Raw genomic sequence first — 20,576 nt, 5'->3', positions numbered from 1 at the left:
TGGCGGCGGGGCGTCGTGGTGCCAGGATGACGGCGAGAGCGGCGTGGACGTCGCCCGGGACGAGGGGAGGGCACCGTGTTCGGCGGGGACTCGATGATGCAGGACCTGATGGTCGGCTCCGGCTGGCTGGGACTGCTGGGCTGCATGATCCTGGGCGTGTTGGCGTCCGTGGTGCTCGGGACGGCGGGACGCCGCCGAGTGCAGGGACGCCCCTGGGCGGTCCCGGGCGTGGTCGGCGGCCTGCTGCTCGCCGCCGCCGTGGCCTCCGCGCTGAGCTCCTTCGGCACGTTCTTCGGCTTCATGGGGATCGCCTTCGCGGTGTTCATGGGCATCGGCGCGTGGAACGCGTTCACGACCCCGGCCCGCGCCGCCGAGCGCCTGCGGGAGCAGGAGGCCCACGCCGAGCGCCTCGGCGCCGCCTACGCCCGGGGCGCCGCCACGGGCCCGCCCGCACCGCACTCACCGGACGCCGCCGAGCCCGGGCAGGCACCGGCCCACGACCCCGACTGGTATCCGGCCACCCCCGGAGGAGGCCCCCGATGACCCAGCCCGCCCCCGGCCCGCCCGCGCCGTGGCCCGCCTCCGGCGGCCCCGGACTCGCCCCCGCCCCGTGGCCCGGACCCGACTGGCAGCGCGCGCACGACCAGGCCATCGTGTTCGGGATCCTCGCCGTCACCACCGGCATGCTCGGTCTGGTGTTCGGCCCGCTGGCCCTCAACCAGGCCAACCGGGCCCGTGCGATCGGACCGGACGTCGGCGTCGCGCGCGTGCTCGCCTGGATCGGGATCGGCCTGGCGGCGCTCTCCCTTCTCTTCCTGCTGGGGTATTTCCTCTTCTTCGGCGTGATGATGGCGGAGATGCTCCGGCAGCTCTCTCAGCTCTCCTCCGGCGGGACGTTCGCCGCGCTCGGGGCGGTGTGACCGCCGGGGGCGGTTGACGTCCCCCCGCGGTGGACGTGCACGATTTCTGTTTCCCCTCCGACCCGCCGGGTAGATTGACGGCCGAGACACCAGTTTCACGTCGACGACGGCCGCGGTCGGACGCGGTCAGAAAAGGAGAGACGATCCGCATGTCGAAGATCATCTACACGCTCACCGACGAGGCCCCCATGCTCGCCACGGCCTCCTTGCTGCCGATCGTGCGCGCCTACGCGGGTACCGCCGGCGTGGAGCTGGAGACCCGCGACATCTCCCTGGCCGGCCGCATCCTGGCCGCCTTCAACGACCTGCTCCCCGAGGAGCAGCGCGTCAACGACGCCCTCGCCGAGCTCGGCGAGCTCGTGAAGACCCCCGAGGCCAACGTCATCAAGCTGCCGAACATCTCCGCGTCCGTGCCGCAGCTGCGCGCCGCGATCAAGGAGCTTCAGGCGGACGGCTACGCGCTGCCGGAGTACGTGGACGACCCGCAGACCGACAAGGAGAAGGACGCCCGCAAGCGCTACGACTCCGTCAAGGGCTCCGCCGTGAACCCGGTGCTGCGCGAGGGCAACTCGGACCGCCGCGCCCCGAAGGCCGTGAAGAACTACGCCAAGAAGTTCCCCCACTCCATGGGCGCGTGGACCGCGGACTCCAAGACCGCCGTCGCCACCATGGGCCAGGACGACTTCCGCTCCAACGAGAAGTCCGTGACCATGCCGAAGGACGACGTCCTCTCGATCGAGTTCACCGGCCAGGACGGCACCACGAAGATCCTCAAGGAGGGCCTGAAGGTCCTCGAGGGCGAGGTCGTGGACGGCACGTTCATGTCCGCCAAGGCCCTCGACGCGTTCCTCGCCGAGCAGGTGACGCGCGCCAAGGAGGAGGGCGTCCTCTTCTCCGCCCACCTGAAGGCCACCATGATGAAGGTCTCCGACCCGGTGATCTTCGGCCATGTGGTGAAGGCGTACTTCGCCGACCTCTTCGCCCAGTACGGCGAGCAGCTCGCCGCCGCGGGCCTGGACCCGAACAACGGCCTGGCCGCCATCGAGGCCGGTCTGGACAAGCTCGACGCCGAGACCGCCGAGGGCGTGCGCAAGGCCATCGCCGACGCGTACCAGAACGGCCCGGACGTGGCCATGGTGAACTCGGACAAGGGCATCACCAACCTGCACGTGCCCTCCGATGTGATCGTGGACGCGTCCATGCCCGCCATGATCCGCACCTCCGGCCACATGTGGGACAAGGACGGCGCCGAGCGCGACACCCTCGCCGTCATCCCCGACTCCTCCTACGCCGGCATCTACCAGGTGGTCATCGACGACTGCAAGGCCAACGGCGCCTACGACCCCACCACCATGGGCACCGTGCCGAACGTGGGCCTGATGGCCCAGAAGGCCGAGGAGTACGGCTCGCACGACAAGACCTTCGTCATGGAGGCGGACGGCACCGTCGAGGTGAAGGACTCCGCCGGTGAGGTCCTGTTCTCCCACGAGGTCGAGGCCGAGGACATCTGGCGCGCCTGCCAGACCAAGGACGTCCCCGTGCAGGACTGGGTGAAGCTGGCCGTGACCCGCGCCCGCGCCTCCCAGACCCCCGCCGTGTTCTGGCTGGACGAGACCCGCGCCCACGACCGCGAGCTCATCAAGAAGGTCGAGCAGTACCTCCAGGGCCACGACACCGAGGGCCTCGACCTGCGGATCATGTCCCCGGTGGAGGCCACCAAGTTCACCGTGGAGCGCATGCGCCGCGGCGAGGACACCATCACCGTGACCGGCAACGTGCTCCGCGACTACAACACGGACCTGTTCCCGATCCTCGAGCTGGGCACCTCCGCCAAGATGCTCTCGATCGTCCCGCTGATCAACGGCGGCGGCCTCTTCGAGACCGGTGCCGGCGGCTCCGCCCCGAAGCACGTGCAGCAGCTGGTGGGGGAGAACCACCTGCGCTGGGACTCCCTGGGCGAGTTCCTCGCCCTGGCCGTGTCCTTCGAGCACGAGGCCGCCCACAACGGCAACCACCGCGCGCAGGTGCTGGCCGACACCCTCGACGCCGCCACCGGCATCCTGCTGATCGAGGGCAAGTCCCCCGAGCGCAAGGCCGGCCAGCTGGACAACCGCGGCTCGCACTTCTACCTGGCCCTGTACTGGGCGCAGGAGCTGGCGAAGCAGACCGCGGACGCCGAGCTGGCGGCCGCGGCGAAGCCGGTCGCCGAGGAGCTGGAGGCCCAGGAGGAGACCATCCTGGCCGAGCTCAACGGCGTGCAGGGCTCCCCGGTGGACCTGGGCGGCTACTACGCCCCGTCCATGGACAAGGTCTCCGAGGTCATGCGTCCCTCCGCCACCCTCAACGGGATCATCGCCACGCTCGGCGCGTGATCCGCGCACGGGCCTGAACGTGCCCGGGACCGACGACGGCGGCCCCGTCCGGAGTGATCCGGGCGGGGCCGCCGTCGTCGGGCAGGGAGGGGCGCCGCCGGGCCGTGCCCCGAGCCGCGGACCGTGATTACAGGTCACGTCCGTGAGCGACTGTGAGCCCTGCGACCTGCAGTCCGTCCCCGCGATGACGGACACCGCGCCGGCCCTCGACGTCGACGCGCTGGCCGCCGACCCGGTGGAGCAGTTCCACCGCTGGATCCGGCAGGTGGTGGGGTCCGGCGTCCCGGAGGCGACCACCGTCACCTTCGCCACCGTGGACGCTCGGGAGCAGCCTGACGCCCGCACCGTGCTCCGGGCCGTGCGGGTGCGCGGCGGTGTGAGGGACGCCCCGCTTCCCGAGGGCGCCCGGATGCGGACCGTCCGACCGGAGCGCGTGGAGTTCTGGCAGGGCTCGCCCGAGGATCACCGGCACGTGCGCATCGTCTACACGGCCGACGACGTCGGCGGCTTCCGGGGCGAGGTTACGCGAGGCTGAGGCCCGGCGAGGCGGGCCGTCCATCTCGCACACGAAAGCGTGGGACACGCCGTCCGTTTCGCGCACGAAAAGGGGTCAGGCGGGGGCGTGGGCCGCCTCGTGGGCCAGCAGGGCCGCCTTCGCCGCGGATCCGTACAGGTAGCTGCCCACCCCGCCGGAGGCCGGCACCACGCGGTGGCAGGGCACGACGACGGCCGCCAGGTTCGCAGCGCAGGCCCCGCCCGCGGCGCGCACGGCCTTCGGGGCCCCGGCGCGGGTGGCGAGCTCGCCGTAGGCCACCGGCGAGCCCGGGGTGATCGACCGCAGTGCCTCCCACGAGGCCTGCCGGAACGCGGTCCCGGGCTGCACCACGGCGAGGCCGTCCAGGGCGTCCACGTCCCCGGCCGCGTAGGCGGCGAGGGCGTCGGCGACGGTCTGGTCCAGGCCCTCGCGCGGCTCGACCGGGCGGGGGTCCATCTCGCGGGCGGCGGTCTCCGGGGCGAGCTCCTCGAGCCGGTCCATGAGCTCCAGCAGGAGCCGGCCGATCGCCGCGGCCGGGGGCTCGGCGCCCTCCGGGACGGCCACGCCGGAGGCGCGTACGGCGTCGTCCTCGGGGGAGTACACGGCGACGAGGGCCAGGCTCGTGCCGGGCAGCGTGGCGGCGGTCCAGCGCAGCTCCGGCAGGAACGCGGGCGGGTGGGTCATGGCTTCCTCACGGACGACGGCGGCGGGCTGACCCCTCATTCTCCCCCGACGCGCTGTGGCGTCCGCACCGTCTGCCACAGTGGAGGCATGACCGAGACCCGTGTGTTCGAGCATCGCACCCTCCTCCGCCATCCCCGCCGGACGGTCTTCGACTGGCTGGCCGCCCCCGGCGCCCTGCAGCGCATGAATCCGCCCTTCGCCTCCGAGCTGGCGGCCGGCCCGTCGGACGGGCTGCGCGAGGGCTCGCAGACGCGGCTGCGGATCGGCGCCCCGGGCTCGCTCGGCCTGTTCGCCGGCGCGGTGGACGGCGCCCTGCGCGCCGCCCTGCCGGCCGCCGTGTCCCGCCGCATCCCGGCGGCCCTCTCGCCCCGCCTGCCGTGGCGGGCGCGCCACACCGCCTATGAGGAGGGGCGGATGTTCCGGGACGAGATGGCGTCCGGGCCGCTGTCCGCCTGGCGTCACACCCACTCCGTGGAGGACGCCGCCCCCGGGGAGGCGGACACCGCCGAGGGCGAGCCGGGCGCCGTCGTGGTGGACCGCGTGGAGTACGCCCTGCCGGGCGTCGGCACCGCGGGACGGCTGCCCGTGGTCGGACGGCCCGCCGCCGACGCCGCCCACCGGGTGTTCGAGGCGGAGCTGCGCCGCCAGTTCGAGTTCCGCGGCCGCGTCATGGCTGAGGACCTCGACTTCCATGCGGGCCACCCCGGGCCGCTCGTCGGCGGGCCGGCGCGGACCGTGCTGGTCACCGGGGCCGGTGGGCTGGTCGGCACGCAGCTGTGCGCCCTGCTGACCGGGGGCGGTCACCGCGTGATCCGTCTGGTCCGGAGCCCGGCGCAGGCCGAGGCCGAGGACGCCGTGCTCTGGGATCCGGCCGGCGGCACCGTGGACACCGCGGCCCTGCGGGCCGCGGACGTCGTGGTGAACCTCGCCGGGGAGCCGCTGGCGGGCCGGTTCACGGAGAAGCACCGCCGTGCCGTGCACGACTCCCGTGTCGACGGCACCCGCACCCTCGTGGACGCGATCGCCCGGCTGCCCGAGGCGGAGCGCCCCACGGTCCTGGTCAACGGCTCGGCGGTCGGCTGGTACGGGGCCGACGCCGGCGCCGGGCCCGACGGCCGGGGCCTCACCGAGGACCTGCCCGCCGGGGACGACTTCCTGGCCGGCGTCGTGGCGGACTGGGAGGCGCAGGCCCGCCGGGCCGAGGAGCTCGGTCTGCGCGTGGTGCGCGTCCGCACCGGCATCGTGCTCTCCCCGACCGGCGGGATGCTCGCGCAGCTGCTGCCCCTGTTCCTGGCCGGGGCCGGCGGCCCCGTCGCCACGCGCGGGGGGCGCAGCCATGACGGATCCCCGTGGATCAGCTGGATCGGCGTGGACGACATCGCCGGGGTGTTCGCGCACGCCGCGCTGGCGGAGGGGGTCGTCGGAGCCGTCAACGGCACCGCGCCGGAGCCAGTCACCGCCAAGGAGTTCGCCCGAGTGCTGGGGACCGTCCTGCACCGCCCGGCGGCAGTGCCGGTGCCGGAGTTCGGGCCGCGGCTCCTGCTCGGGGAGCAGGGCGCCGCGGAGCTGGTCCGTGCGGACCAGAAGGCCTCCGCGGAACTGGTGCTCGACTCGGGCTACGCGTTCCGGGACGCCGCCCTGGAGGGCGCGCTGCGCCGCCTGCTGGGGCGCTGAGCCCGGCGGCGGTGCGCCGGGTGCGGCGGCCCGCCTCAGTCCTGCAGCGCGCCCGTCTCGCGGATGAGCTGGCCGAGCGCGGTGTACGCGTCCCGGGCCAGGGCCTCCCACAGGGTGAGGGCCAGGCTCGGGAAGCCCTCCTGCAGGGCGTACATGACCTGCGCGGTGAGCACGCGGGTGGTCACCCGCCCGCGGGCGCGCACGGTGGACGGCTGCCGGCCCGGCTGGCCCAGGGCCATCTCGCCGAACGTCATGCCGGGGGTGAGCACCGTGCGCCGCACCCGGCGGCCGCCGGTGCCCTGCCCGGTGAGCTCCACCCGGCCTGAGGTGATCACGTAGATGCCGCCGAACGGCTGCCCGGCCCGGCGGATGATCTGCCCGTCCTCGTAGACGCGCTCGTCCATCATGGACTCCAGCAGGCGGGCGTCCTCGGAGGAGAGGTGCTGCAGCAGGGGCGCCATGGCCGCCTCCTCCTCGGAGGCCGGCAGCAGGTGCGGGGCGTGGCGGGCCAGCAGCCGCTGCTCGGCCCACTGCACGGCGCGGGAGCGCGAGTCGAAGAACCGGAAGGCCGGGCCGAGGTCCTGGTGGCCGGGGTCGGCGTCGTCGGCGTCGTGCAGGGGATCCGGGAGGGTCACGCCGGACGCCTCGGCGGTGGCCATGACCTGGTCCACGGCGGCCGTGTCCCGGTCCACCACCACCACGTCCAGGCCGTGGTGCAGCGCGTAGGCGAACCACTGGGCCGCGAGCACCGCGGCCGCGTGCGAGGTGGAGCTGACCGAACGGACGTCCACGATGATCGTCTCGAGGGCGGCCGGCAGGTTCCGGGCCACGTGGGCGAGCGCGTCGACCTGGCTGAAGCCCACGTGCCCGCCGAGCTCCAACACGTGCGCGGTGTCCCCGTGGGCGCTGAGCAGCTCGAGCACCTCGGCGCTGCGCACGGAGCCGGACGGAGCCTGGTCCACGCGGTAGTGGGTGCGGAACGCCGCCCGCGGGGAACCGGCCGCCTGGGAGGGGTGCAGCTCGAAGTCCCGCACCAGGGTGCGCAGGGCCGCGAGGGCGGCGGGGGAGGGGGCGTCGGCGTCGTCGGGGTCCGCCGGGCCCTGGACGGCGATGCCCATGTGGCCCGGGACCACGGCGATCACGGTGCCGGCCCGGGCGGACGACCAGCCGGGCTGGCCGACGTCGAGGGCCCACGCGCCGTCCACGGTGTCCATGCCGCAGGCGTCCAGGGCGGAGAGCACGGCGCGGACGGTCTCCTCCGCGAGCACGCGCTCACCGGACACCGGGTGCACGCCGTGGGCGGCGAGGGTGCCGGCGAGCAGGGCGAGGTCCGCGACGGTCACGGGGGCGGCGCGCAGGGTGGCGACGTCCGCGAGCAGGCCGTCCGGGTCCGCCTCCAGCACGCCGACCGAGCGGAGGAGCCATGCCGCGGCGCGGGCGCGGTGCTGGGCGCGGTCCGCGGCGCGCACCGCGGCGTCCGTGGGCGCCGTCTCACGGCCGATCAGCCCCGCGAGCTGCTGCAGCAGGCGCGCGGCGCGGTCGCGGCCGCCACGGCCCTTGACGAGCGCGGCCAGAGCCATGGTGCCGGCGTCCTGCAGCGGGGTCAGGGGTCGGCCCGTGCCGGGCTCGAGCTCGAGGCGGGTGCGCAGGTCCGGGCGGGGCACGGTGCCGACCGCCTCCCCGACGCGCTCCACCCCGAGGTCCTCGAGGGCGAGCGCGTGCACCACGGGCCCCGCGAGGCCGGCGAGGGGGACGGCGACGAGCTCGCCCGCGCTGTAGTGGTCGCCGCCGACGGTGGCGACGGACAGCGCCAGGCCCGTCCCGGCGTCGGACGTCGCGTCGGCGTCCGCCGCCGTGCCGGGGGTGTGGGCGGCGGTGAGACGGTCGAGGCGGTCCTGCACGGGAGACTTCATAGGCCAAGCCTATCGAGGGATGGGGCTCCACCCGGCGTGGTGGGGCCCTCGGTTCCGGCCCGGTGCCGTCCATCGTGAGACGTCAGAATGGGGTGCGATGAGCACCTCCTCCGCCTCTCACAGCACCCCCGACCTGCGCGCCGCCCTGGCCGCGGCGTCCGCTCGCCTGGGCGCAGACCTCGCCTTCTCCGCCTCCCTCCCTGCGCTGGAGGCGGCCCTCGACGCGCGGGCGGGGGCGGTCGTGCACGCCCCGCCGGGCACGGGCAAGACGACGGCGGTCCCGCCCGCCGTGGCGCTGTGGCTGGCCCGCCGGGCGGAGTCCGGCGGCGAGGGCGGCCGCGTCCTCGTCACCCAGCCGCGCCGGGTGGCGGTGCGCGCCGCGTGGCGTCGACTGCACGGGGCCGTGGCGGATGCGCTCGGGCCCGAGTCCGGCCCCGACACCGGCCGGCTCCCCGACGCCGTCGTCGGCTACGCCGTGCGCGGGGACGCGGTGGGCCGCGGCGCCTCCGCCGTGGAGTTCGTGACGCCCGGCCTGCTCCTGCGCCGCCTCCTGGGCGACCCGGGACTGGAGGGCGTGGGCGCCGTCGTGCTGGACGAGGTCCACGAGCGGGACCTGGACACGGACGTCCTCTTCGCCCTCCTGGCGGACCTGCGCCAGCTGCGCCCCGAGCTGGCGCTGACGGCCATGTCCGCCACCCTCGACGCCGACGCCCTCGCCGCCCGCTGGGCCACCGGCATGGGCGAGGATCCGGTCCCCGTGGTGCGGACCCCCTCCGTGCAGCATCCCCTCACGGTGGAGCACGCCCCGTTCGGAGGGCCGCGGACCACCGCGGACGGGCGCGTGGACCGGGACTTCCTGGACCACGTCGCGGCCACGGCCGCGCGCGCCCACGCCGAGGCGCTCGATGCCGACCCGACCGTGGACGCCCTCGTCTTCGTGCCCGGCGTGGCCGAGGTCGAGGCGGTCGCGGGCCGCGTCGCCGCGCTCGCCCCGGACACCGAGGTCCGCGTCCTGCACGGCCGCCAGGAACCCGCCGACCAGGACGCCGCGCTCGCCGGCCGCGCCGACCCCGCCGTGCCGCGCGTCGTCGTCGCGACGGCGGTCGCCGAGTCCTCGCTGACCGTGCCGGGGGTGCGCCTCGTCATCGACTCGGGTCTGGCCCGCGAGCCGCGCCGGGACCGGGGCCGCGGGATCACCGGTCTGGCCACCGTGCAGGCCTCCCGGGCCGCCGCCGACCAGCGGGCCGGCCGCGCCGCCCGCCTCGGACCGGGCACGGCGGTGCGCTGCCACACGGCCGCGGCCCTCGGCGCCGCCCCCGCCGCGCCCACGCCCGCGCTCGCGGTGGCTGACCTCGCGTCCGTCGTCCTGGCGTTCGCCGTGTGGGGCGCCCCCGGCGGGGACGGGCTGGTGCTCCCGGAGGACCCGCCGGCCGACGCGATGGCCGCCGCCGAGCGGACGCTCGCCTCCCTCGACGCGGTGGACACGGACGGGCGCATCACCCCGCACGGCACCGTCCTGGCCGAGCTGCCCCTGGATCCACCCCTCGGCCACGCCCTCCTGCGCGCGGCTCCGCTGACGGGGCCCCGCTCCGCGGCCGAGGCGACGGCGGCCCTCGCCCTGGACCTGCGCGCTCCCGGTGCCGACCTCGAGGCGCTGGTCGCGGCCCTGCGAGACGGCCGGCACCCGGAGGCCGGGCGGTGGCGCCGGGAGGCGGATCGGCTCGAGCGCCTGGCCCGTCGGCACGCGCACCGCGCCCCGGAGACGCGGGAGCCGGACGAGCCCGGGCCCGCGGCGACGGCGACCGCGCGGCGGCACCCCGCCGGCCTCGTGGCCGCCCTGGCCTTCCCCGCGTGGATCGCCCGACGCGCGGGGGAGGAGGGGGCATACCTGCTCGCCTCCGGCACCCGCGCGGCCCTGCCCCGCGACGCCGTCGGCGGCGGCCTGGCGGGGCAGGAGTGGCTGGCCGTGGCCGAGGTCGCCCGCGTGGCCGGGGACGCGGCCGGCACGGGTGCCGCGATCCGCGCGGCCGCGCCGATCGACCGGCCGCTCGCCGAACTCGCCGGCGCGGGCCTGCGGCGCACCGAGGACACCGCTGAGTGGCGCGGGGACCGGCTCACCGGCCGCCGCGTGGACCGGCTGGGTGCGCTCGTGCTGGCGGAGACGCCGGCCCCCGTCGCCCCCGACGCCGCCGCGCAGGCCGTGCGCGTCGCGCTCGCCGCCGACGGCCTCGCCCGGTTCGACCCGAGCGGCCGGGCCGAACGCCTGCGCCGCCGGGTGCACCTGCTCCACCGCGTCCTCGGCGCCCCGTGGCCGGACCTCTCGGACGCGACGCTGCCCGGCCTGGACGCGCTGGTCGACGGGCTCGCGGCCGACCTGGCCGCGGGGCGGTCCCTCACGCGCTTGGACGCCGAGGCGCTGCTGCGCGGCGCCCTGCCCTGGCCGGAGGCGGGCCGGCTGGACGAGCTCGCCCCCGAGCGCCTGCCCGTGCCGAGCGGGCGCGGCGTCGTCGTGGACTATCCGGCCGTCCACGAGGACACCCCGCCCGTGGTCGCCGCCAAGCTGCAGGAGTTCTTCGGGGCGCGTGTCACCCCTGCTGTGGCGGACGGTCGTGAGCCGGTGGTCCTGCACCTGCTCTCCCCGGCAGGTCGCCCGCTGGCCGTGACCGCCGACCTGCCGTCCTTCTGGGCCGGCCCCTACGCGCAGGTCCGCGCCGAGAACCGGGGGCGGTACCCCAAGCACCCGTGGCCCGAGGATCCCGCCGCCGCGGAGCCGACCGACCGGACGAACCGCCGCGCCCGCTGAGAAAGGGGCCCGCGAAACGTGCAGGAATCGCTCCGATGGGTGATGATGGCCGTCACATCCGACTCGCATCGAATGAGGTTCCACTTGTGAGACACGACACGCGGGCACGTCAACGGCGCCGGGCCACGCTGGCTGGCGCCGTCGCTGCGGGCGCGCTCATCCTGGCCGGGTGTGCCCCGGCCGAGCAGACGCCCACCCTGACCTGGTACACCAACCCCGACGACGGCGGGCAGGCGAAGATCGCCGCCCAGTGCACCGACGCCGCGAACGGCCGGTACCGAATCGAGACGTCCATGCTCCCGACGGACGCCGCCTCCCAGCGCGAGCAGCTGACCCGCCGCCTCGCCGCGGGCGACACGTCGATGGACATCATGTCCCTCGACCCGCCGTTCGTCCCCGAGCTCGCCGAGCCCGGCTTCCTGGCCCCCGTGCCGGAGGAGATGCAGGCCTACGCGAAGGACAACGCCCTGGAGGGCGCCCTCGCGGCCGCCAGCTGGAAGGACGAGCTCGTCACGGTCCCGTTCTGGGCCAACACGCAGCTGCTCTGGTACCGCAAGTCGGTCGCCGAGGCCGCGGGGCTGGACATGTCCAAGCCCGTCACGTGGGACCAGCTGATCGAGGTCGCCCGCAGCCAGGACAAGGACCTGGGCGTCCAGGGCGCCCGTGCCGAGTCCATGACCGTGTGGCTCAACGCGCTCATCGAGGGCGGCGGGGAGCAGATCATCCCCAACGCCGAGGCGCCCACGGACCAGGTCACCACGAACCTCGACTCCGAGGCCGGCCGCACGGCCGCGCGGATCATCTCCACGATCGGCAAGGAGGGCCTCGGCAGCGCCGGCCTGCCGACCCAGGACGAGAACGCCTCCATGCTGCTCTTCCAGGGCAAGAACGGCTCGTTCATGGTCAACTGGCCGTTCGTCTGGCCGGCCACCCTCGGCTCCGTGGAGGAGGGTTCGCTGCCGAAGGACCTGCCCGAGGACATCGGCTGGGCCGTCTATCCCCGCACCGTCGAGGACAAGGACGCCGCGCCGCCCGTGGGCGGCATCAACCTGGGCGTGGGCGCGAAGTCCGAACACCAGGACCTCGCCTGGGACGCGATCTCCTGCATCACCACCACCGAGCACCAGAGCCAGTACTTCGTCGAGAACGGCAACCCGCCCGCTGACCCGGCGGCCTACGACGCCCCCGAGGTCGCCGAGAAGTTCCCCATGGCGGACACCATCCGGGAGTCCCTCGAGCTCGGCGCCCCGCGTCCGCAGACCCCGTACTACAACGAGGTCTCCACCGCGATCCAGCAGCGCTACGCGCCGCCGTCGGGCGTCTCCGAGTCCACCCCGGCCGAGACCGACGACTTCATCCAGGAAGTCCTGAGAGGGGAGCGTCTGCTGTGAGCCACGTCGACACCGCACCCGCCGCATCTACCCCGCGCGCCGCCGAGGGCCGCCGCCCCCGCCGGGTGAAGTCCGCCCGCGCCAAGTCCGAGGCCCGCCTCGGCTGGCTGCTGGCCGGCCCGGCGTTCTTCATCATGCTGTTCGTGGTCCTGTACCCCACGGTGCAGGCGTTCTACGACTCCCTGTTCAAGTACCGCCTCACGGCGCCGCAGGACCGCGAGTTCGTCGGCCTGGGCAACTACGGGGTGATCCTCTCCGACCCGGTGTTCTGGAAGGACCTGGGCGTCACGGTGCTGATCACCCTGGTCACGGTGCTGGTGGAGCTCGTGCTGGGCTTCCTCCTGGCGCTGGCCATGCACCACGCCATCAAGCAGACCCGCGGCCTGATCCGCACGATCATCCTGGTGCCGTACGGCATCATCACCGTGGTCTCCGCGTTCGCGTGGTTCTACATGTTCTCGATCGACTCGGGCTTCGTGAACAACTGGTTCGACTGGGTCCCCGGCATCACCTCGGACCTGAACTGGTTCGCGCAGAGCGGCACCGCCCTCTCCGTGATCATGCTCTCGGAGATCTGGAAGACCACCCCGTTCATCTCCCTGCTCCTGCTGGCCGGTCTGGCCCAGGTGCCGGGTGACCTCACGGAGGCCGCCGCCGTCGACGGCGCCTCGTGGTGGCAGCGGATGAAGCTGGTCATCCTGCCGAACATGAAGGCCTCGATCATGGTGGCCGTCCTGTTCCGCGCGATGGACGCGTTCCGCATCTTCGACTCCATCTACATCATGACCAACGGCGCCTACGGCACCGAGGTCCTCTCGCTGCTGGCCTACCGCACGTCCATCGGCCGCCTGGAGATCGGCATGGGCTCCGCGATCTCCGTGATCCTGTTCCTGTGCGTGGCGCTGATGGCGTTCACCGCCGTGAAGGTCTTCAAGGTGGACCTGGCCGACCGAGGAGGTTCCAAGTGAGCACCGGCAACCCCATCCCGGCTCCGCAGGAGCCCGTGACCACCCGTCCGGACGGCGCCGCCGAGCGCACCGAGGCCGGCACGGCCGTGGGGGACCGCGGCGTCGCCCCCACCACCACGCGCCGGACCCGGAAGGGCTCCAGCTCCTGGATCTGGTGGCTGCTCGCCGTCCTGATCGGCGTGTGGTGCCTGTTCCCGCTGTTCTCGATCTTCGCGACGTCGTTCAAGACGCCCGCGGACCTCTCGAACGGGAAGCTGCTCCCCACGCAGTGGTCCACGGTGAACTACGAGGAGATCTTCGTGGGCGGCTCCCGCGAGCTGTTCCTCACCGCGCTGCGCAACTCGATCGGCATCACGGTGATCGCCACGCTGATCGCCGTCGTGCTGGCCACCCTCTGCGCGTACGCGATCGCGCGCCTGGACTTCCCGGGCAAGCGGATCGTCCTGACCGTGTCCCTCATGGTCTCGATGTTCCCGGTGATCTCCCTGGTGACCCCGCTGTTCAACGTGTGGCGCACCCTGGGCCTGTACGACACCTGGCTCGGTCTGATCATCCCCTACCTGTCCCTGACCCTGCCGATCTCCATCTGGACGCTCGCGGCGTTCTTCAGGCAGATCCCGTGGGAGCTGGACCAGGCCGCGCAGGTGGACGGTGCCACGCCGCTGCAGGCGTTCCGCAAGGTGATCGTCCCGCTGGCCGCCCCCGGCGTCTTCACGACGGCGATCATCGCCTTCTTCATCGCGTGGAACGACTTCGTGTTCGGCATCTCGCTGACCTCCACGGAGGCGGCCCGCACGGTGCCCGCCGCGCTGGCGTTCTTCACGGGCGCCTCGCAGTTCGAGTCGCCGACCGGCGCCATCTCGGCGGCGGCGATCGTCGTGACCATCCCGATCGTGATCCTGGTGCTGCTCTTCCAGCGCCAGATCGTGGCCGGCCTGACCAACGGCGCGGTCAAGGGCTGAGGCCCGCGCACCCGGACCCTGAAAGGACCTGAGAACGATGGCCTCCATCACCCTGAACCACATCGAGAAGACCTACGACGACGGCTACCACGCCATCTCGGACGTGAACCTGGACATCGAGGACGGCGAGTTCGTCATCCTCGTGGGGCCCTCCGGCTCCGGCAAGTCCACGCTCCTGCGGATGATCGTGGGCCTCGAGGACATCTCCGGCGGCGACCTGCTGATCGACGGGCGCCGCGTGAACGAGGCGGCCCCCAAGGACCGCAACCTCGCGATGGTGTTCCAGAACTACGCCCTCTACCCGCACCTGTCGGTGTACGAGAACATCGCCTTCCCGCTGCGCCTGGCCAAGGACGGTAAGCTGTCCGAGGAGGAGCTGGACCGCAAGGTGCGCGACGCCGCCCGCGTGCTCGAGCTGCAGGACCACCTGGACCGCAAGCCGGCGAACCTCTCCGGCGGTCAGCGTCAGCGCGTGGCCATGGGCCGCGCCATCGTGCGCGACGCCGACGCGTTCCTGTTCGACGAGCCGCTGTCCAACCTGGACGCCAAGCTCCGCGGTCAGATGCGCGCCGAGATCTCGCAGCTGCAGCGCCGCCTGGCCACCACGTCCGTGTACGTGACCCACGACCAGACCGAGGCCATGACCCTCGGCGACCGCGTGGCCGTGCTGAAGAAGGGCGTCCTCCAGCAGGTCGCCTCCCCGCGCGAGCTCTACGAGCAGCCGCTGAACCTCTTCGTGGCCGGGTTCATCGGCTCCCCGTCGATGAACTTCCTGCCCGCCACCGTCAAGGAGCAGGGCGGGCAGTACGTGCTGTCCTCCCCGATCGGCGACATCCCTGTCCCCGCGGAGAAGGCCCAGCGGGCGGCGGGCCGGGACATCGTGTTCATGGGCCTGCGCCCGGAGTTCTTCGAGGACGCCGAGCTGGTGGAGGACGCCAAGCGTCCCCACGGCTCCGAGTTCGACGCGACCCTGACCCATCTCGAGTGGCTGGGCCACGAGCAGTACGGCTACATCGAGTTCGAACCGGACCCGGAGGTCGCCGAGCTGCTGTCCTCCCTGGCCAAGGATCTGGACGCGGACGAGCTGCGCCCCGTCGTCGTGACCACCCTCTCCGCCGAGTCCGCCGCCCGCCCGGGCGTGCCGACCCGCCTGTGGGTGGACACCACGCGCGTGCACCTGTTCGACCCGAAGACCGGCGAGAACCTCACCCGCGACGCGGAGGCCGGCGCCGAGCTGACCCGCCGCACCGCGGAGGCGCGCCGCCGCCAGATCGAGGCAGCGCAGGCCCGGGACGCCGAGGGGCGCTGACGCGCATGGGCCACCTCGTGACCGTCCTCGGGCGCACGCCCCGGGTGGACCCGAGCGCCTTCGTGGCGCGCACCGCGGTCCTCTCCGGGGATGTGGAGCTCGGGCCCCGCGCGTCGGCGTTCTACGGCGTGAGCGCGCGCGGGGACTCCGCCGCGATCCGCGTCGGCGAGGGCTCCAACCTGCAGGACAACGTGGTGCTCCATGCGGACGCGGGCTTCCCGTGCACGCTCGGCGCCGGGGTGTCCGTGGGGCACGCGGCCGTGGTCCACGGGGCCACCGTCGAGGACGACTGCCTCATCGGCATGTCCGCCACGGTCATGAACGGCGCCGTGATCGGCGCCGGTTCCCTCGTGGCGGCGGGTGCCGTGGTACTCGAGGGCACGCAGGTGCCCCCGGGCTCCCTCGTGGCGGGCGTGCCCGCCAAGGTCCGCCGCGGGCTCACGGAGGAGGAGCGCGCCTCCCTCACCGTGAACGCGCGCACCTACCTGGACCTGGCCGCCGCGCATCGCGCCGCCGAGGAGGCGGAGCAGGCCGGGGTCTGAACCCCGCAGTCCCGACCGGACGCCCGACGCCCCCGTCGCCTTCGCAGGAAGGCGGCGGGGGCGTCGGCGTACGCCGGCGTGGGACGTCACGCCGCGCGGATCAGGAGAAGACGACCGTGCGGTGCCCGTCGAGGAGGACGCGGTGCTCGGCGTGCCAGCGCACGGCCTGCACGAGGGTGGCGCCCTCTACGTCCCGGCCACGCTCGACGAAGTCCTCGGCGGTCTGGGCGTGGGTCACGGGATGGACGGACTGCGCGATGATCGGGCCCTCGTCCAGGTCCGCGGTGACGTAGTGGGCGGTGGCGCCGATGATCTTCACGCCGCGCTCATGCGCCTGGTGGTAGGGCCGCGCACCCTTGAAGGAGGGCAGGAACGAGTGGTGGATGTTGATGGCCATGCCCTCGAGGTCGCGGCAGAGCTCGTCGGAGAGGATCTGCATGTAGCGGGCCAGGACCACCACGTCGATCTCGTACTCGCGGATCAGCTCGCGGAGCCGGTCCTCGGCTGCGGCCTTGGAGTTGCGGCTGGCCGGGTCCGTGGAGAGGGGCACGTGGATGAAGGGGACGCCGTAGAAGGAGGCCAGCGGCTGGAGGTCCAGGTGGTTGGAGACGACGACGGGGATCTGGACCGGCAGGGAGCCGGTGCGCTGCTGGAACAGCAGGTCGTTGAGGGTGCGCCCGTCCTTGGAGCACATGACGAGGGCGCGCAGGGGGGTGTCCGCGTCCCAGACCTGCAGGTGCATGCCGAAGCGGTCCGCCACCGGGCGCACGGCGGCCTCCACCTCCTCGCGGGTGGCGGCGGCGTCCACGGCGACGCGCATGAAGAAGGTGCCCGTGTCGGGGGAGTCGTACTGCTGGGACTCGGTGATGTTCGCGTCCGCCTCCAGGAGGGCCCCGGTGACGGCGTGGACGATGCCCGGACGGTCCGGGCAGGAGAGCGTGAGCACGATCCGGTGGCGGGCGGAGGCCTCGCTGGGCGCGGCGGGGGTGGAGTCCATCCGTCGATGCTATCCACGCGCGTGCCTCACCGCGGAGCGTGACGCACGCGGTCCGTGGTCGCGGGACGTGCCGTGTGACATCCTCATCACCAGGACCGTCAAAGAGGAGGACACCATGCCCCAGAGCACTCTGTACTGGATCATCGGCATCATCATCGTGGTGCTCGTGATCATCCTGATCGTCTCGAGCCTGCGGGCCAAGCGGGGACGCGAGGAGGAGGCGGCCGCCGCGGGTCGCCACGCCGACTCCGCGCCGGCGCCGCTCGCGGCCACCGCCGCCCGGGGCGGCACCGTGGGCGCGTCCACCGTGCCCGCCACCGGCGACGCCCCCGCCGACCGCACGGATGGGCGCGCCGCCGGCGCCACCGCCCTGCCCTCCTTCGACGTGGACGAGGTGGACCGCCGTGCCGCCGAGCAGCGCGAGCAGGACGTCGTCGAGCGTCGTCGCGCGACCGGCGCTGAGGCGGGCGCGGCCGGGCACGCCGCCGTGCCCGGCGTGACCGGCGGCTCCGGCGTGAGCGTGGACGAGGCCGAGGGTGTCGCGAAGGACGCCACGGGCCAGGACGTGACGCCCGTCGCCGACGCGCAGCGCCGCAACGGCAGCTCCGCGGCCCCGGCTGCGACCGGAGCGGGCCTCGGCCTGGCCGCCGCGGGCGTGGCCGGTGGCACCGGCGTGACCGTGGACGACGCCGGCACCGGCGCCGACCTGCCCGCGCCCAAGGGCTCCCCCGCCGGCGTCGTTGAGGTGGCCGAGACCCAGGCCGAGGCCGCCCAGGCCGACGCCGCCCCGGCCGAGCACACCGTGGTCCCCGGCGTGGCCGGCGGCGACGCCGTCACCGTGGACACTGCCGACGTGCAGTCCTCCTCCGCCCCCCAGGGCGCCCAGGCCGCGGCCGGCCGGTCCGACCTGACCGACGCCGAGGCCCGCACCTACCCCGTCACCGGGCTGCCGGGCGTCCCCAGCGCCGTGGACCCGGAGCAGGTCGCGGCCGCCCGCGTGCAGGACGCCGCCGAGCTGAAGGCCGCGGAGGGCCAGGGCGCCGAGCACGAGCGCGGCGCGTCCCAGCCCGCCGACCCGGAGTCCGTGCCCGGCACCGTCCCGCTCACCGGCGAGGAGGCCGTGATCGAGGCCCCGGTGCACACCCACGAGATGCCCGAGCCCGTCCTCGGCACCCCGGCCTACATCCAGGACTCCACCACCGGCCAGGACCCGACCGAGGACCTGCCGGAGGGCCAGGTGTACGGCACCACCCCGCTGAGCGGCGAGGACGCCATCGTGGAGCCGGCCGACCAGCTGCCCGCCGAGGCCGCCGAGACCGAGGACCGTGCGGCCTCCGACGCCGGCACCGCCTCCGCCGAGACGGCCGTCGTCCCGGTCGAGGAGACCGAGACCGCCGTGGTCCCGGTCGCCGAGACCCGGTCCGCCGACGCCGGCCCCTCCGAGGACTCCGTGGCCCTCACCGGCCAGGGCGTCGAGACCGCCGACCGCGTCGAGCCGGCGGCCCCTGTCGCCGGCACCCCGGCCCGCGACGAGGCCCGCACCCACGACGAGCACCGCTCCCGTCTGGAGATCGTCAAGGACGCCGTGGCGGAGACCGCCGGCACCGTGGCGACCACCGCCGGCACCGCCGCGGAGAAGGCCGCCCCGGTGGTCCGCTCCGCCGCCCGCACCGTGGGCAAGGCCGCCGGCTCCGCCGCGTCCACCCTGAAGGACAAGCTGGCTCAGGCGCAGGAGCGCCGCTGGGGCAAGCGCTGACCTGAACAACCGCCCCACCGACGACGGCGGCCGCCCCCTCGTGTGAGGGAGCGGCCGCCGTGCGTTCAGCGGAGCGCGCGCGGGCGCCCGCCGGGGGAGGGAGACGTCAGATGCGGGCCTCGCCGCCGGCCTCGACGCCCGGGATGCCGTCGCCCTCGTGGCGCTTGACCTCGTCCTCGATGCGCTGGCCGATCGTGGCGTCCACGTTCTTCCAGTACTCGAAGGCGCGGGCCTGGACGTCCTGGCGGACACCCTTCAGCGCGCCGGCCACGGTCTCCACGAAGTCGTCACGCTCCTGGTCCGAGAAGACCTCGCGGACGAGGGTGCCGGCCTGGCCGAAGTCGTCGTCGTCCGCACGCAGGGCCTGGGCCTCGCGGGTCAGGGTGCCGTCGGCCTCCCAGCCGTCGTCCACCGGGCCCGTCTCGTCCGACCAGGAGTCGCCGTTGGAGTTCGGCGCGTAGGTGGAGCGGTCGCCGGTGTGGTCGTACCACATCTGGCCGTCGAAGGCGTAGTTGTTCACGGCGTTCTTCGGGCGGTTCACCGGCAGCTGGTTCACGTGGGCGCCCACGCGGTACAGCTGGGCGTCGTGGTACGCGAAGGCGCGGCCCAGGAGCATGCGGTCCGGGGAGAGGCCGATGCCCGGCACGGTGTTGCTCGGGCTGAACGCGGCGGACTCGATCTGCGCGAAGTGGTTCTCCGGGTTGCGGTTCAGGGTCAGCGTGCCGACCTTGATGCGCGGGTAGTCCTTCTGGGAGATCGTCTTCGTCAGGTCGAAGGGGTTGAACCGGTAGGTCTTGCCCTCCTCGTAGGGGATCGCCTGGATGTAGAGGTCCCACTTGGGGTGGTCGCCCTTGGCGATGGACTCGAACAGGTCCTGGCGGTGGAAGTCGGCGTTCTCGCCGGCGATCTTGGTGGCCTCGTCGTTCGAGAGGTTGTGCACGCCCTGCTGGGAGATGAAGTGGTACTTCACCCAGTGCTTCTCGCCCTGGGCGTTGACCCACAGGTAGGTGTGGGAGCCGTAGCCGTTCATCTCACGCCAGGTGCGGGGCAGGCCGCGCGGACCCATCAGGTAGGTCACCTGGTGGGCGGACTCGGGGTTGTTGGTCCAGAAGTCCCACTGCATGGTGGCATCGCGCAGGCCGGAGTCCGGCAGGCGCTTCTGCGAGCGGATGAAGTGGGTGAACTTCATCGGGTCGCGCAGGAAGAACACCGGGGTGTTGTTGCCGACGATGTCGTAGTTGCCCTCTTCGCTGTAGAAGCGCAGGGCGAAGCCGCGCACGTCGCGCCAGGTGTCCGGGGAGCCGAGCTCGCCGGCCACGGTGGAGAAGCGCAGGAGGGTCTCGGTCTTCGTGCCGGGCTGGAACACGAGGGCCTTGGTGTACTTCGACACGTCCTCGGTCACCTCGAACTCACCGAACGCGCCGGAGCCCTTGGCGTGCGGGCGGCGCTCCGGGATGTTCATGCGGTTGAAGTGCTGGTGGGTCTCCAGCAGGTGGGTGTCGTGCAGGACGATGGGCCCCTCGCTGCCCACGGTCAGGGACTGGCGGTCGCTGACAGCCGGGGCGCCGTTCTGGCGGGTGGAACCGGTCGCGTGCGGGGTCGTCTTCTGGTACTCCGTCATGGAACTCTCCTTCGTCGATCGACGTCGGCCGCGCACCGATCGGCGCGGTGGGCGGCGTCACCCCCGATCTTGGCATATTTCTGAATCAGTCAAAAGAGCCGTGTGCCGGGGCCCGTCTTCGGGGCCGCG

Annotated in this window: 16 protein-coding genes; 12 read left to right on the top strand and 4 right to left on the bottom strand. The window is 73.8% G+C overall.

Annotated features, from left to right (window positions below; translation table 11 throughout):
- The first annotated feature begins 75 nt into the window (after positions 1–75).
- The 4 genes from KW076_RS12145 to KW076_RS12130 all read left to right on the top strand — a co-directional run bounded on the left by KW076_RS12145 (position 76) and on the right by KW076_RS12130 (position 3,827).
- Positions 76–543, top strand: coding sequence for a hypothetical protein (locus KW076_RS12145; protein ID WP_224355550.1), 468 nt, complete (start codon positions 76–78; stop codon positions 541–543).
- The gene (locus tag KW076_RS12140) at positions 540–920 is read left to right on the top strand and encodes a hypothetical protein (protein ID WP_224355549.1); all 381 of its coding nucleotides are present in this window, start codon (positions 540–542) and stop codon (positions 918–920) included. Before KW076_RS12145 ends, KW076_RS12140 begins: the two co-directional genes overlap by 4 nt.
- A 149-nt stretch (positions 921–1,069) precedes the next feature.
- The gene (locus tag KW076_RS12135; protein WP_224355548.1) at positions 1,070–3,292 is read left to right on the top strand and encodes an NADP-dependent isocitrate dehydrogenase; all 2,223 of its coding nucleotides are present in this window, start codon (positions 1,070–1,072) and stop codon (positions 3,290–3,292) included.
- 142 nt (positions 3,293–3,434) lie between these two features.
- Positions 3,435–3,827: a pyridoxine 5'-phosphate oxidase C-terminal domain-containing protein gene (locus tag KW076_RS12130; protein WP_224355547.1), complete on the top strand. Its 393-nt coding sequence runs from the start codon at positions 3,435–3,437 to the stop codon at positions 3,825–3,827.
- A 75-nt stretch (positions 3,828–3,902) separates the two neighbouring features.
- On the opposite strand, the gene KW076_RS12125 is transcribed toward KW076_RS12130, so the two are convergent.
- Positions 3,903–4,511 carry a methylated-DNA--[protein]-cysteine S-methyltransferase gene (locus KW076_RS12125; RefSeq protein ID WP_224355546.1) on the bottom strand — a complete coding sequence of 203 codons (609 nt, stop codon included), beginning with the start codon at positions 4,509–4,511 and terminating at the stop codon, positions 3,903–3,905.
- A gap of 87 nt (positions 4,512–4,598) precedes the next feature.
- Here KW076_RS12125 and KW076_RS12120 point away from each other — a divergent pair, with 87 nt between their 5' ends.
- The gene (locus KW076_RS12120) at positions 4,599–6,185 is read left to right on the top strand and encodes a TIGR01777 family oxidoreductase (protein ID WP_224355545.1); all 1,587 of its coding nucleotides are present in this window, start codon (positions 4,599–4,601) and stop codon (positions 6,183–6,185) included.
- A 35-nt stretch (positions 6,186–6,220) separates the two neighbouring features.
- Here KW076_RS12120 and KW076_RS12115 read toward each other — a convergent pair whose 3' ends face one another.
- A complete protein-coding gene (locus tag KW076_RS12115; RefSeq protein ID WP_224355544.1) occupies positions 6,221–8,098 on the bottom strand; it encodes a glutaminase in 1,878 nt (625 codons plus the stop codon).
- Positions 8,099–8,195: 97 nt separating this feature from the next.
- On the opposite strand from KW076_RS12115, the gene hrpB reads away from it, so the two are divergent.
- From hrpB to KW076_RS12085, 6 genes are all read left to right on the top strand, one after another.
- On the top strand, positions 8,196–10,901 hold the full coding sequence (gene hrpB, locus KW076_RS12110) for an ATP-dependent helicase HrpB (RefSeq protein ID WP_224355543.1): 2,706 nt from the start codon (positions 8,196–8,198) through the stop codon (positions 10,899–10,901).
- An 86-nt stretch (positions 10,902–10,987) separates the two neighbouring features.
- A complete protein-coding gene (locus tag KW076_RS12105; RefSeq protein WP_224355542.1) occupies positions 10,988–12,292 on the top strand; it encodes an extracellular solute-binding protein in 1,305 nt (434 codons plus the stop codon).
- Positions 12,289–13,260: a carbohydrate ABC transporter permease gene (locus tag KW076_RS12100; protein ID WP_224355541.1), complete on the top strand. Its 972-nt coding sequence runs from the start codon at positions 12,289–12,291 to the stop codon at positions 13,258–13,260. The genes KW076_RS12105 and KW076_RS12100 overlap by 4 nt, the downstream gene beginning before the upstream one ends.
- A gap of 149 nt (positions 13,261–13,409) precedes the next feature.
- Complete coding sequence (locus KW076_RS12095; protein ID WP_224356860.1) at positions 13,410–14,222, top strand: carbohydrate ABC transporter permease; 813 nt, start codon at positions 13,410–13,412, stop codon at positions 14,220–14,222.
- Positions 14,223–14,259: 37 nt separating this feature from the next.
- Positions 14,260–15,531 (top strand): ABC transporter ATP-binding protein, encoded by a 1,272-nt coding sequence (locus KW076_RS12090; protein ID WP_224355540.1) that lies wholly within the window; start codon positions 14,260–14,262, stop codon positions 15,529–15,531.
- A gap of 5 nt (positions 15,532–15,536) precedes the next feature.
- On the top strand, positions 15,537–16,073 hold the full coding sequence (locus KW076_RS12085; RefSeq protein WP_224355539.1) for a gamma carbonic anhydrase family protein: 537 nt from the start codon (positions 15,537–15,539) through the stop codon (positions 16,071–16,073).
- A gap of 100 nt (positions 16,074–16,173) precedes the next feature.
- Here KW076_RS12085 and purU read toward each other — a convergent pair whose 3' ends face one another.
- Entirely contained in the window at positions 16,174–17,070 is an 897-nt protein-coding gene (purU, locus tag KW076_RS12080; protein WP_224355538.1) for a formyltetrahydrofolate deformylase, read from the bottom strand.
- 115 nt (positions 17,071–17,185) lie between these two features.
- Here purU and KW076_RS12075 point away from each other — a divergent pair, with 115 nt between their 5' ends.
- Positions 17,186–18,826: a hypothetical protein gene (locus KW076_RS12075; RefSeq protein ID WP_224355537.1), complete on the top strand. Its 1,641-nt coding sequence runs from the start codon at positions 17,186–17,188 to the stop codon at positions 18,824–18,826.
- Positions 18,827–18,932: 106 nt separating this feature from the next.
- Here the strand turns inward: KW076_RS12075 and KW076_RS12070 are convergent, their stop codons facing one another.
- Positions 18,933–20,447, bottom strand: coding sequence for a catalase (locus tag KW076_RS12070; RefSeq protein WP_224355536.1), 1,515 nt, complete (start codon positions 20,445–20,447; stop codon positions 18,933–18,935).
- Between the last annotated feature and the right edge of the window lie 129 nt (positions 20,448–20,576).

Source organism: Micrococcus porci, from assembly GCF_020097155.1.
GTDB lineage: Bacteria > Actinomycetota > Actinomycetes > Actinomycetales > Micrococcaceae > Micrococcus > Micrococcus porci.
This window is presented reverse-complemented; position numbering and strand designations above follow the sequence as displayed.

Excerpts from the sequence above, each read along its gene's own strand:
- KW076_RS12140 (WP_224355549.1), top strand. The coding sequence starts at position 540 with ATGACCCAGCCCGCCCCCGGCCCGCCCGCGCCGTGGCCCGCCTCCGGC.
- KW076_RS12135 (WP_224355548.1), top strand. The coding sequence starts at position 1,070 with ATGTCGAAGATCATCTACACGCTCACCGACGAGGCCCCCATGCTCGCC.
- KW076_RS12125 (WP_224355546.1), bottom strand. The coding sequence starts at position 4,511 with ATGACCCACCCGCCCGCGTTCCTGCCGGAGCTGCGCTGGACCGCCGCC.
- KW076_RS12120 (WP_224355545.1), top strand. The coding sequence starts at position 4,599 with ATGACCGAGACCCGTGTGTTCGAGCATCGCACCCTCCTCCGCCATCCC.
- KW076_RS12115 (WP_224355544.1), bottom strand. The coding sequence starts at position 8,098 with ATGAAGTCTCCCGTGCAGGACCGCCTCGACCGTCTCACCGCCGCCCAC.
- hrpB (WP_224355543.1), top strand. The coding sequence starts at position 8,196 with ATGAGCACCTCCTCCGCCTCTCACAGCACCCCCGACCTGCGCGCCGCC.
- KW076_RS12090 (WP_224355540.1), top strand. The coding sequence starts at position 14,260 with ATGGCCTCCATCACCCTGAACCACATCGAGAAGACCTACGACGACGGC.
- KW076_RS12085 (WP_224355539.1), top strand. The coding sequence starts at position 15,537 with ATGGGCCACCTCGTGACCGTCCTCGGGCGCACGCCCCGGGTGGACCCG.
- purU (WP_224355538.1), bottom strand. The coding sequence starts at position 17,070 with ATGGACTCCACCCCCGCCGCGCCCAGCGAGGCCTCCGCCCGCCACCGG.
- KW076_RS12075 (WP_224355537.1), top strand. The coding sequence starts at position 17,186 with ATGCCCCAGAGCACTCTGTACTGGATCATCGGCATCATCATCGTGGTG.
- KW076_RS12070 (WP_224355536.1), bottom strand. The coding sequence starts at position 20,447 with ATGACGGAGTACCAGAAGACGACCCCGCACGCGACCGGTTCCACCCGC.